Origin of the sequence: Alteromonas gracilis, from assembly GCF_043642145.1 — a bacterium.
Lineage (GTDB): Bacteria > Pseudomonadota > Gammaproteobacteria > Enterobacterales > Alteromonadaceae > Alteromonas > Alteromonas gracilis_B.
Map to the genome: position 1 here is coordinate 912,940 of NZ_JBHZRZ010000001.1, position 13,188 is coordinate 926,127.

The window sequence follows — 13,188 nt, forward strand, 5'->3', positions numbered from 1 at the left end:
GAAATGAAAGTCTGTTTTGTGTCATTGTGACGAGACGTTGGGTTGGATATTCCATTTTTATTACTCAAACGACCACGATATAAGATTTTAAATGACGATATCGTCCAAATGACACTTCCTGATAACGAGAACTCAAACGGAAATTTTGCATTATGGCAGCAGCGCAATTTCAACAGTTACACGCTTATTTAGACCAACAAATTATTGGTCAGCACGCGTTAACCAAAAGCCTTCTTATCGCTCTTTTGGCCGATGGTCACCTTCTAGTAGAAGGCCCTCCGGGGCTCGCAAAGACACGTGCAATCAATGCACTCGCTAACGGCATTGACGGTGACTTTCATCGCGTTCAGTTCACCCCAGACCTTTTACCTGCCGATTTAACGGGTACTGATATTTACCGCCCTGAGACCGGTGAATTCGTTTTCCAAAAAGGCCCTCTTTTTCACAACTTGGTGTTAGCTGACGAAATCAACCGTGCACCAGCAAAAGTGCAGTCAGCTCTGCTTGAAGCCATGGCAGAGCGCCAAATTACGGTGGGCAGTAAAACCTACCCCCTTCCCCCGCTATTTTTGGTAATGGCTACGCAAAACCCGCTAGAACAGGAAGGCACTTATCCGCTACCTGAAGCGCAGCTAGACCGATTCTTAATGCACGTGGACATCGACTATCCAGGCGCCCAAACCGAACTTGAGATATTGCGCTTAACCCGAGGTGAAGCCCTCTCAGAGCCACCCGTTACGCCCCCAACGCTAACGCAAGACGATATTTTTACGTCGCGTAAAGAAGCCCTGTCCCTTTATATGGCGCCAGAGTTAGAGCAGTATTTAGTTCAACTGATTATGGCCACCCGTCAGCCTGCAAACTTTGACGCAGACTTGGGACAATGGATTGCAATGGGAACAAGCCCTCGAGCAACCATCAGCCTAGATCGCTGTGCACGCGCTCACGCATGGCTTAGCGGCAGAGATTTTGTTGGCCCTGACGATATACAAGCTGTGGTTCACAACGTGCTTCGCCATCGTATTATTCTGTCTTACCAAGCCGAGGCTGAAGGCGTAACCATTAACGACGTACTTGATAAGATTGTTGCAACTGTCGCAGTTCCTTAAGCTATGGTGAATGTACAAGCGCAGCTAAACAAACTGCAAAGCAACGGTGTCTCATTGTCTACCGCGGAGTTACTTCGCTACCAGCAGTTAGCTAAGCTTTTTAGCTTGGCACCCAAACGTATGCCACAAGCCAAACTTGCTGGGAGTTACCTCACTAAGCATAAAGGCCGAGGCATGGAGTTTGACGAGGCACGTCATTATCAACCTGGTGATGATATTCGCGCTATCGATTGGCGCGTGACTGCGCGCACGGGTAAAACTCACACCAAAGTATATCGGGAAGAGCGAGAGCGCCCAGTTTTTCTTTTCTGTGACTACTTACCTTCAATGGCATTTGGCACGCAACTGCTTACCAAAGCAGTGCAGGCCGCACACGTGTCATCGCTTATTAGCTGGTCTGCTGCCGCTCGCGGCGATAAAGTTGGCGCACTGGTATTTAACCAGCAACAACATAAAGAAATTAAACCACTTACTCGAAAAAAAGCCGTGTTGCACGTTTGCCATGAACTCATGGCGCTGCATGAACAAAGCGCGCAGTCTATCGCTGACAACGTCAAAGACGAACAAGCGTTTGCCGATGCGTGCGCACGGGCAAGACGTTTAGCAAGACCGGGGAGCTTGGTTTATCTGGTATCAGACTTTCAGCATTTAAGTGCCCAAGCTATTCAGCACTTAAGTCACTTAACACGACACTGTGAAGTACGGGCTATCGTGATTAACGACCCAATAGAACACGCCTTGCCACAAACACGTTCATTGCAAACCGTCAGCGTTTCTGATGGTCAAAACCAACAGCGCTGGGTGTTAGGCGACAATACCGAACAACAGCAGTATCAAAAATGGCGAAGCCAGCACAACACCGCAATTTATAATACCTTGCGAAAAAACAATATCGCTCGATTCAGTGTTTCAGCGGGTCTTCCCCTAGACGAACAGCTTCAGAGTATGCAACAAGAACAACGGTTGGAGCTTAATTAATGCAGAGTAGTATTCTTTCAACCCATTTTTTATCAAGCTTACTATCCCGTATTGCGCAATCGATGCCGCCGGCAAGTCAAATGCCAGCGCCCACCCAACAGCAAGACCCTCTTGCTCAGCTGCGCGATATACACGTACCTGCGGAGGTCAACATTTGGCCATTAGATTGGGGTTGGTGGGTACTTCTCGCAGTTTTTTTGCTAGCGCTTTTTGGGCTATTTAAGGCCATTACTGCTCACATACGTCACAACAAGGCTCGTAAAGAAGCTTTAGTATTACTTGAAATGATTTCAGCACAACAAAGCAATTGGCCCGTTGCACTAAATTCTATTTTAAAACGCACGGCTATGAGCTATTACCCAACCCAGAAGGTAGCTGGGTTATACGGCAAACAGTGGCAAGCATTCTTAACGTCTGCGCTAAAAAGTAGCGACAACAAACTTGAGAGCGATTTAGCGTTATTAGTAAGTAGTGTTTATCAAGCCACCCCAAGCCCAAGTGATTTTGAAACCTGTAAAGGGGCAGTAAAAAACTGGCTTTTAAAAGCGAAACTACCAAAAAACAAATATGCGCACGACGGGCTCAATGATGAGAAAGTAAAGGAGCCGCATCATGCTTAATTTTGCTTGGTGGTGGGTCTTTTTTGCACTCCCCTTACCTATTATCGTACGCCTGCTTTCTAAAAAAGCACAAGACATGCCCATGGCTGCGCTGCGGGTTCCTAGCTTAAGACCTGGCGATGTGTCAGAGCAAACCCAGTTAAAGCAAACCAAAGTACCGCTACTAGTAAGTAGCTTGATATGGCTGTTGCTGGTAACTGCCGCCGCACGCCCTCAATGGTTGGGAGAGCCTGTTAGCATACCAAACGAAGGCCGAGAAATGATGTTGGCAGTAGACTTATCGGGCAGTATGAAGATAGATGACATGCAGCTAAATGGCCGACAAGTAAACCGCCTAACCATGACTAAATCTGTAGTTTATGATTTTATTCAGCGTCGCGTGGGCGACAGAATTGGCCTTATCTTATTTGCCGATACCGCTTACGTTCAAGCGCCGCTCACCTATGACAGAGATACCGTTTCTACACTTCTCAGCGAAGCTGTCATTGGACTGGTTGGCGAGCAAACGGCCATAGGTGACGCAATAGGTTTAGCGGTGAAACGTTTTGACGAAAGAGAAGAGTCTAATAACGTATTAATTCTTCTTACCGATGGGCAAAATACTGCAGGAAATATTACCCCCGAGCAGGCGAAAGAGTTGGCAATTAGTAAGGGTGTGAAGGTTTACACTATTGGTGTGGGTGCAGATAAAATGCTGATCCAAAGCTTTTTCGGCAGTCGACAAATAAACCCCTCGCAAGAGCTGGATGAAGGTATGTTAACCGACATTGCTAATGCCACGGGGGGGCAATATTTTAGGGCCCGAAATGCACAAGAGCTTCAAGCTATTTATCAACAACTTGATGCGCTTGAGCCTATTGAAGGTGAAACTCGCAAGATGCGCCCGCTGAGCGCCCTTTTTTACTATCCATTAGCGGCCGCCATATTACTGTCTGCCCTTTGGGTGTTTTCTGCGATTTCTCTGTCTTTTTACCGCTGGATAACACAAAGACGAACTCAGTTTTCTGCACAAAGCGCAGATGCAGCTAAGGAGACGAAGTGATGGAATTCGACTTCTTAAACCAATTTCACTTTTTACGCCCTGAATGGTTTACCGCGCTCATTCCCCTGATGTTGCTTGTGGTTTTAATTAGAAAAACCACGGCTAAACAATCAGGCTGGCAATCTGTTATTCCTTCACACCTTTATCAACACATGGTTATTGGAAAAACCGAAATGGGCGTAAAACCTCCAATGTGGATGCTCGCTTTTGTGTGGATTGTAAGTGTGGTAGCACTCGCTGGCCCAACGTGGGAACGCCTGCCGCAGCCAGTCTATCAGCTAAAAATGGGGCATGTAATAGTGATCGACATGTCGCTATCGATGCGCGCTACCGATATGACGCCAGACAGGCTCACTCGCGCCAAATATAAAGCGATAGACCTCGTGAACGCTATTGGTGAAGGCGAAATGGGCTTGGTTGCTTACGCTGGCGATGCGTTTGTCATTAGCCCATTAACGGAAGACGCAGGAAATATCACCGCCCTTATCCCAAGTCTTTCACCGGAAATTATGCCCGTACCAGGCAGCGACCCACTATTAGGCATAGAGAGTGCGTCCGAGCTTCTTACGAATGCAGGATATAACTCAGGCATGATCTACTGGATTACTGACGGTGTAGAGTTAGAACAACAACAAGAACTTCAAGAGTATGTGGCCTCTATTCCTTTTACAGTAAATGCACTTACCGTTGGAACATCTGAAGGCGCGCCTATTCGTCAGCAAAGCGGAGAGCTCTTGAAAGATTTCACCGGAAGTATCGTTATACCCAAGTTAAATGAAGGTGCGGTGAAAGGAGTGGTAAAAACAAGCGGCGGACGCTTTGAGCCCTTTACATCCAACGACGATGATATCAATGCTCTCGCAACAGTATCACTACTTGATAAAAGCGACAGCGAAGAGGACGAAGAAGAGAGCAATGTACAAGGAGACCAGTGGAAAGAAGTCGGCCCTTACTTGTTGCTTGTACTTCTTCCGTTCGCAGCCTTTGCATTTAAACGCGGCTTAGTATTCATTGTGTTTGTTGGCATATTCAGCCCTTCTATGGTTCAAAACGCACATGCCCTGCAAAGCATAGGTGCCTCTCAAGGCGCTCAGGCTTCGCAGAGCAATCGGTTGGCGACAGAGCAGCCATTGATAACAGAACAGCCAGGTAAACCTGACTCACTTTCATGGTGGCAAACGCCATTTATGAATGACAACCAGGAAGCATTGAACAGTTACCAACGGGGTAAATATGAAGACGCCGTAAATCAGTTTAGTGACGACGCGTGGAAAGCATCATCACTTTATAAATCAGGTGACTATGAAAGCGCGTTAGATGCCTTCAAAAATATTCCAGGCCCTGAAAGCTTTTACAATCAAGGGAATGCGTTGGCAAAGCTGGGCAAGCTTGAAGAAGCCATTGAAAAATATGAGCAGGCCTTAAACGAAGTTCCTGATTTTGAAGACGCGAAAGTCAATAAGAAGATTGTTGAGGACTTGCTAAAGCAACAGCAAGAGCAGAATCAAGAGCCAAATCAGGACGAGAATGGTGATGATAGCGATCAAAGTAACTCCCAAGAAAATGCTGAAAATAACCAGCAACAGTCTGGTGAACAGCGCAATCAAGATGGCTCAAATGAGCAAGATAGTCAGCAAAACGATAATGAAGGTCAACAATCAGATCAAAGCCCCAACGACGATCAACAAAATGGTGGTGATAACTCGCAACAATCTGATGACTCACAAATGAGCGACACCAACGAACCATCAGACTCGCAGCAACAAAATACAGAACAAGAACAGTCTGAACAGAGTGATAGTGCTCAACAAAACGGAATACAAAAACAGGAAGACGAACAACAAGAGCAGCAGGAAGCTCAGGCAGTGCAAGGTCAGGAAGCGGAGCTTACTGATGCAGAAAAAGAAGAGTTACAGCGAATGGAAAGTTTAATGCGTCGCGTGCCTGACGACCCAGCATTCTTACTAAAACGAAAAATGCAATTAGAAGCCCAAAAACGTCAGCGTCAACGTATGCCTTCAAACCGGAGTGATTGGTAGATGAGAGCCTTAATACAGTCTACACATATAGTTTTTTTATTAACCCTACTCTTAAGTGCGGCGGCATACGCCGATGTGAATTCACTGGAAGCCACAATTGACAGAAACCCTGTTATGCTGGATGAAGCCATTCGCTTAACGGTTACTGCAGATGGCAGCGCCGACAGAGACGCCTTCGACAGCTCTCCCCTGCTTAAAGACTTTGTCGTTGGCAGAACATCAGTAAGTAGCCAGACGTCAATTGTTAATTTTGACACGAAACGCACTACAGTATGGACCACCACTTTATTCCCACGTAAGGAAGGCACGTTTACCATACCTTCTCTAACTATCGAGGGGAAATCGACCAAGCCTATTCAAGTTGAAGTGATCCCAGTTCAAGAACAAAGCAATGTGGCCCGTGACTATTTCGTCACCACAGAAATAGATTTGAAAGAAGCCTATTTAAATCAACAGCTGCTTTACACGGTTAGGCTTTTTCTTTCTAGCAATATTGAGCGCGGCAGCCTTCAAGCGCCAGAAATGCAAAATGCGGAAATTACACAGTTAGGCGAAGATAAGCAGTACACCGATATTGTAAATGGCAGACGCTATCAAATTATTGAGCGTCAATTTGCCGTTGTGCCTCAAGCGTCTGGCGAGTTCACGCTAAGAGGCCCGATTTTTACTGGCGAAGTGATGGCCGCAAACACTAACCAGCGCTTTGGCTTCTTTAACCGCACCCAGCAAATTAATCGTGTTGGGCCTGACATTACGGTAAACATAAAACCCATTCCTCAAGGAATCGACTACCCTTGGTTGCCCTCTGAAATGGTGCGGGTTGATGAAGAGTGGCCTCAAGGCGATAGTTTTATCGCAGGTGAACCTGTTACGCGTATTGTTACGTTGACCGCTCTTGGTGTAGTAGAAGAACAGCTTCCTGATATTCCTGAGTTTTACCCACCAAACTTTAAGCTATATCCAGACCAATCAAACACAACGACTGTCGAAAAAGACCAAAACTTAATCTCACAGCGCCAAACGTCATTGGCTATAATTCCAACTGAAGCGGGTAATTTTGTGTTGCCTGAAATTACGATTCCTTGGTTCAACACGCTCACCCAGCAAACTGAGTATGCCACTATTCCAGCTCGTTCAATTACGGTAGCTACAGCAAAAGGCGAAACGGAAGCGAAACAAGGGCTTGATCAGTTAACTGTGACAGGCGGCCTACAAGAAGAAGCTCAAAACCAAGCACAGTCGGTGGGTGAACTTGAACAAGAGACAGAGCAGACAGCATTAACACCTGCCGCATTCTCTAGCAACGAACCCACTGCGCTTTACTGGCTTGTAACAAGCATTGTGTGTTTATTGCTTGCCATTACTTCGTTGGGCTGGCTGCTTACATTACGGAAGCTCAAGAACGCAGACATGAATGTAAATGCTCACAGCATCTCGCAACGTACAAGTACTAACAATAATTTAGGTGAAAAGGCTCAATTCCAACACGTTATGACACTTATAAAAGCGAGCGACACACGATCGCTTGCACCTGCGCTTAAACAGTGGATAAACGAACTCACTATGGGTACTGCCCAACTCTCACATTTTGAACAGGTAAACCGCCTAGTAAATGAGCTATATGCGCTGCGCTTTTCATCGAATAAACTTGAAAGCAGCGCTAAAACCAAACAAATGAAGACATTGCTAGATAAACTGTCGATTGAAGTGAAGCAACTTAGAAGTCAGTGGAAAAAAAAGAGCGTAAATGATGGCAACACGCTATCTGACTTGTATCCCGCTCCATAAGTCACATTTATATTGAAATCCATTTAAAAATGCGTGATCAATGCCTTCATGCTGAAAGCAGCAGAGGCGCTGACAAGGAATCGTTGTTTTTTAAAAAAGATGCATATGGTGGCACCTTATTGTAACCGAGGTATTGCATAGCTCTTTGTACTTTTAGTCTATAAAAATAATTAGTTAAAACGCGACGGGGAATTAAATGAAAAAGATTGTATCCATGCTAACGCCAGTTGCGTTAGCTGTAACTGCACTAACCGCTTGCTCTCCGGCAAGCGAAACGACTAAAACTGTTGCAGAACCAATAAAAACCGAACAGCCTGCTGGCCAATCTGAGTCAGAACGTTTGAATGCTTTTTTTGAACGTACGTTTGAAGAAGATTTAAAACGCTCTCCCCTATTTCAAAGTTATCTTGGGATAAAGTGGGATTACGACAAGTGGGACGATATCAGTAATGAAGAAGCAGACGCTCGTGTTGCTATTGCTAAAAATCGCCTAGAGAAACTAGAAAGTTTCGATACCAGCAAATTAAACGAACAAGAAAAATTAAGTTTGCGCTTATACAAACTCGGTATTCAACGCGACTTAGCGAATGATAAATTTAGACATCACCGATACATCGTTCATCAATTTCGTGCCGCCCATACTCAAGTTCCAAGTTTTCTTATCAATATACATAGCGTAAAAAGTATAGAAGACGCTCAGGCTTACATTAGTCGTTTAGATAATGTTCGCACTTATTTCGATCAAGTTATTGCGCAAATGAAAATAAGAGAAGAAGCCGGTGTTTTCCCGCCCGCATGGGCTTATGACCAAATGATTGATGCGTCTAAAAATGTCATTACTGGCGCGCCTTTCGACTCTAGCGATACGCCATCAACCATTTGGGAAGACTTTCAAAACAAGGTGAACAACCTTGATGTAACAGAAGCGGAAAAAAACACATTACTAGGCGAAGCAAAAGCGGCCTTAGTTACGTCGGTGATGCCGTCTTATGAAACGTTTATTGAAGAACTTGCCCATCAGCGCGAAGTAACGCCAGAAGGCGACGGTGTGTGGCGTTTACCAAATGGCGGCAAGTGGTATCAGAACCGCCTTAACTGGTTTACAACTACAGACCTTACCGCTGATGAAGTGCATCAAATTGGTTTGGATAATGTTGAACGCATACACAATGCAATGCGTGACATCATGGAGCAAGTGGACTTCGACGGTACGCTTCAAGAGTTTTTCGTTTTCATGCGTGAAGATGAGCAATTCTATCTACCTTCAACAAATGAAGGCAGACAGCAATATCTTGATATGGCGAAAACAGCGATAGACGAGATGCAAGAGGCTATTGACGAATATTTCGGCATTCTTCCAGAAGCCCCCATGATTGTAAAACGCGTTGAAGCGTTTCGCGAGCAATCTGCTGGCAAAGCGTTCTACCAGAGCCCAGCGCAAGACGGCAGCCGTCCTGGGATTTATTACGCTAACCTATATGATATGAAGGCCATGCCGACTTATCAGTTAGAAGCACTCGCTTATCACGAAGGTATTCCAGGCCACCACATGCAGCGTGCGATTGCACAAGAGCTTGAAGGTGTTCCTCAATTCCAGAAATTTCTAAGCTTCACGGCATATACTGAAGGTTGGGGTTTGTATACCGAAGAACTGGCAAAGGATATGGGCTTTTACGAAGACCCGTATTCTGATTTTGGCCGACTAGCAATGGAACTATGGCGGGCATGTCGACTTGTCGTCGATACCGGAATTCACACGAAAAAATGGTCGCGCGAAGAGGCCGTTGATTATTTGGTACAGAATACCCCGAATCCAGAATACGACGCGCAAAAAGCCATTGAACGATATATTGCCATGCCTGGGCAAGCCACAGCCTATATGATTGGTAAACTCAAAATTATGGAGCTTAGGGAGCACGCGAAGACCGAACTTGGCGACAAGTTTGACTGGAAGGGTTTCCATGATGAAGTGCTGAAATACGGTCCAGTACCACTTTCAATTCTAGAAGAAAATATTAATGCATGGATCGCTGCTCGAAAGGGTGCGTAGCAAGCTTTACTGAGTGCTCTGATCACTAGCATTAAATTTAAAACGCGTCTTTCGGCTAACGAAATGACGCGTTTTTTATGTCATAGTGAAAAAAGTTTAAGTTTTTGGATTTTTTTATGTTTGGGCGAAATAAATCCGATGGCGAGCAGGTCTTATCGGGTATGAAAGCAAAACACCAAAGATATGAAGCGCTTGTAAAAGCCTTTCACGCCGATATTTATCGCTATGCTTATTGGTTAATTAAAGACCAAAGTATCGCTGAAGATGTTGTGCAAGAAACTTTTTTACGCGCTTGGCGATCGTTAGACGCCCTAAATGATGAGAAAGCGGCGAAGTCTTGGTTAATTACCATACTTCGTCGCGAGAATGCCCGTCGATTTGAGAGAAAGCAATTTGATACCGTGGATATCGACGATGTGCATATTCAGGACGATACCCAACATGCTGACGGGGACCTCAAAGATAGAGAGCTGCAGCGATTATTGGGCGGGTTAAGTGTTGAATATCGCGAGCCGCTTATTCTTCAATTGATATTTGGATTCAGTGGAGAAGAGATTGCTAACCAGTTGGGGCTAAACAAAAACACGGTGATGACTCGGCTATTCAGAGCAAGAAACCAGTTGAAAGAGGCATTAGAGAAGCAAAATGAAAAGAGAGGTCGTGTAAATGGATGAATTAGAATTTAGGCGCAGAATTTACGCCGATCCAGAAACGACTGACAGAGATGTTGTAGAAGCAGCCAAGGCAGACGAAGGTAAGCGTAATTTCTGGAACGAACAGAAGCAGCTTGATAAGCAGTTCAAACAAGCTTTAAAAGTAGATGTTCCTGAAGATCTGGCGAGCAAACTAATTTGGCAACAATCTGCTGACGAATTCACGCGTTACAAACGCAGAAGTCGCTGGTACTTGGCAATGGCTGCCTCGGTCGCATTCGCCGTCGGCATCGGGTTAACAATGTGGTATCACCAACCACTTAGCATAGGTGGCCAGGCGCTTGCTCATATGCAATACGCGGAAATGGAGCATGCACATTCGCTTCTACCAGTTGACCTTAATATGGTTAATGCAAAATTAGCGAGTTTTGGCGGTAGCTTCAACAAAATGTTAGACGGCGTTGAAGTAGCGAATTATTGTCACTTAAGTACAGTTAGAAGCCTTCACTTAATTGTTGATACCCCACAAGGGAAAATGTCAGTATTTGTTGTTCCTGAACGAGGCGATATTAGCGTTCCCAGCGAATTTGAAGATAGCCAGTATCGTGGCGAAAGTATTAAAATGCAGCGTGCAAATGTGATGATAGTTGGTGACAAAGGTGCTGATCTGAGTGAGATGAAAAAAGCGGTTTCAGAAAGGATTCAATTTTCAGCCTAACAATTATTGATTTACGTTTTAAATAAGTAATGACCTTTATGTTCTTCCTTTGATCGGCCTATTGTGGCCGATTTTTTTATCCAAAATTAAGGTGAATCTGTGACCAATAAATTTTATAATCTCGACCTGCAATAAAAACACTCGTTTTTTCTCATCTATTTTTCAGCTAATTCGCAGTACAGAGGTGGCAATCACAATGCGCGCTTGGAGTAGTTTTACAAGGGTAACGATTTGCCTGCTATTACTTACAAACTTTTGCTTCTTTACAAGTGCAGAAGGTCAAGATACTACTGAAGCATCGAGACTTGTGAAACTTAGCAATTATAGCCAGCTAGCAGCAGTAACAATTTACAACTGGAATACGTCCAGTGAAGTTACTAACTCAGAAATCATTAACATGCTTGAAAGATTAGGCTTGCAGAATGATCCATTAAGCGAGGGAGTAATTTTTAGGCACCTTCTCGCTACTTACTCCGCGAACGACGCAGATTCACCACGTATTCCACTTTTCGTAAAAGAGCCTTTGTTAGAAAGACATTGGAGAGATCTGAAAGAACTCGATCCGGAACTTTTCGCAGCAGCTAAGGCCTATTACATCTACGCTAGAGCAGTAAACAACTTCGAAGGCTCAGATACTCGGGTAATTTACTCTATACCAGAGCTACGCCGTTTGAAGCTAGAAACTTTAGAAACTGGAAGCCCTGAAGCTACAGCTATTGCGAGTATGTGGCTCGCTATGGAGCTTACCCTAGCAAACCCTATCCAAGCGATTAATGAAATTGAGTACTCTCTTCCGTATCTTCCTCTGTATACGACTGACAAAAACTTACAAAATATACTTTCTGACGTTATCGCACATGATTGGCTTAGAGGGGCTTACTCAGAGCTTTTTATTCCCAGCAGAGCTTTTTTTCACTCGAAGCAAATAATAGAAAAGGAAAGCCAAAATAAAAATAGCATGGTTAGAACATGGGCGTATTTTTCGGCAATAGATGCTTTACTGATCCAGAATAGATATGACGATGCTTTAGCTCTTTCAGACGATGCCATTGAGCACATTTCAGAAGTAGAGTCTGTCCACGAAAAACTATTAACGCTTGTCCAAAGACTTAGAATTATTGTATTTAGTAAAGGGGATGGATATGGAGAGTCTGCCAATCTTCTAATCGAGCAAATTCGTCAACTGGATACAACAAAAGTTAAAATAAAGACTCAAGAATTAACTTCTTACGCAGAAGCCCTCTATGCTGCGATAACACATGATAAAACAAGCTTTGACTCCTATGTAAAACGATATAAAGAAATAGTTATTTCCACGATACCTGGTTCCGGTTTTAAAGAAAAAATCAAACTTAGGTTAGAGCTAGAACTATCGAGATTATACGATGCTAACGGTGACTATCAGCAGTCCTATGCCCACACCAAAGCTTATAACCAGTTATTAGTTGAGAAGAACACAGAACAGTTTAAGTTTTCATCTTCTTCGTTTAATGATGGCATTGCCAAAGACATTGAGTTAGCAAGATACCGACAAAAAGAACTAAGTATGCTTCGAGACGAAAAAGATGGTCTTTCATCTGACAAAGAAGCAATGAAAACCACCATTATCGCCCTTACGGTCACTATCATCATTATTCTTGCGTTTTGGCTATGGCTTACAAAGCGCCAAGGCGACTTGATTATAGAAAAAGACTCGCTTACTGGTGCGTTAACACGTCGCGCAATGATAAATAGTTTGAAAAATTCACTGAAGAACGAAAAAAGGTCCTGTGTTGCACTGCTCGACATTGATAATTTCAAAAAAATTAACGACAAATACGGACACATTACCGGCGATGAGGTCCTCACAGTTTTCACTCAAATAATTAAAAATAGAATAAGAAAATCAGACAAACTGTGTCGATACGGGAATGAGGAATTTCTCATTTGTTTTTCAGACTCCGACCGCAGATCTGCCGAGCGAATCCTTAACGAGCTGAATATGGCGTTATCTGGACAGAAGTTTTGGCGAGCCGCGGACGAGAAGTTTTCTGTTAGCTTTTCTTACGGCCTTATCAACGTTAATGGCGAAACAAACTTCGATAACATCATTAAGGCATGCAACGAGCTTCTCAACAAAGCGAAAAGAGAGGGTAACGCTGGCGCTGCCCCACTCCCACTCTAATTTTACGCCAAACTTTATTTACAATTT

10 protein-coding genes are annotated in these 13,188 nt (G+C 44.2%); all 10 read left to right on the forward strand.

From position 1 onward, the window contains the following. Window positions 1-152 precede the first annotated feature (152 nt). Window positions 153-1,109, forward strand: coding sequence for an AAA family ATPase (locus tag ACHUFN_RS03935; protein ID WP_394220988.1), 957 nt, complete (start codon window positions 153-155; stop codon window positions 1,107-1,109). A 3-nt stretch (window positions 1,110-1,112) separates the two neighbouring features. Further along, complete coding sequence (locus ACHUFN_RS03940) at window positions 1,113-2,087, forward strand: DUF58 domain-containing protein (RefSeq protein ID WP_394220989.1); 975 nt, start codon at window positions 1,113-1,115, stop codon at window positions 2,085-2,087. Next, on the forward strand, window positions 2,087-2,707 hold the full coding sequence (locus ACHUFN_RS03945; RefSeq protein WP_394220990.1) for a DUF4381 domain-containing protein: 621 nt from the start codon (window positions 2,087-2,089) through the stop codon (window positions 2,705-2,707). The genes ACHUFN_RS03940 and ACHUFN_RS03945 overlap by 1 nt, the downstream gene beginning before the upstream one ends. Further along, entirely contained in the window at window positions 2,700-3,749 is a 1,050-nt protein-coding gene (locus ACHUFN_RS03950) for a vWA domain-containing protein (RefSeq protein ID WP_394220991.1), read from the forward strand. The genes ACHUFN_RS03945 and ACHUFN_RS03950 overlap by 8 nt, the downstream gene beginning before the upstream one ends. Beyond that, on the forward strand, window positions 3,749-5,788 hold the full coding sequence (locus ACHUFN_RS03955; protein WP_394221044.1) for a vWA domain-containing protein: 2,040 nt from the start codon (window positions 3,749-3,751) through the stop codon (window positions 5,786-5,788). The genes ACHUFN_RS03950 and ACHUFN_RS03955 overlap by 1 nt, the downstream gene beginning before the upstream one ends. Further along, window positions 5,789-7,576 carry a BatD family protein gene (locus tag ACHUFN_RS03960; protein ID WP_394220992.1) on the forward strand — a complete coding sequence of 596 codons (1,788 nt, stop codon included), beginning with the start codon at window positions 5,789-5,791 and terminating at the stop codon, window positions 7,574-7,576. It abuts the gene before it with no gap. 196 nt (window positions 7,577-7,772) lie between these two features. Further along, window positions 7,773-9,626: a DUF885 domain-containing protein gene (locus ACHUFN_RS03965; protein ID WP_394220993.1), complete on the forward strand. Its 1,854-nt coding sequence runs from the start codon at window positions 7,773-7,775 to the stop codon at window positions 9,624-9,626. A gap of 116 nt (window positions 9,627-9,742) precedes the next feature. Continuing rightward, window positions 9,743-10,300, forward strand: a complete 558-nt coding sequence (locus ACHUFN_RS03970; protein WP_394220994.1) for a sigma-70 family RNA polymerase sigma factor — start codon at window positions 9,743-9,745, stop codon at window positions 10,298-10,300. Further along, on the forward strand, window positions 10,293-10,997 hold the full coding sequence (locus ACHUFN_RS03975; protein WP_394220995.1) for a DUF3379 family protein: 705 nt from the start codon (window positions 10,293-10,295) through the stop codon (window positions 10,995-10,997). Before ACHUFN_RS03970 ends, ACHUFN_RS03975 begins: the two co-directional genes overlap by 8 nt. Window positions 10,998-11,304: 307 nt before the next feature. Further along, window positions 11,305-13,161 (forward strand): GGDEF domain-containing protein, encoded by a 1,857-nt coding sequence (locus tag ACHUFN_RS03980; protein ID WP_394220996.1) that lies wholly within the window; start codon window positions 11,305-11,307, stop codon window positions 13,159-13,161. Window positions 13,162-13,188 lie beyond the last annotated feature (27 nt).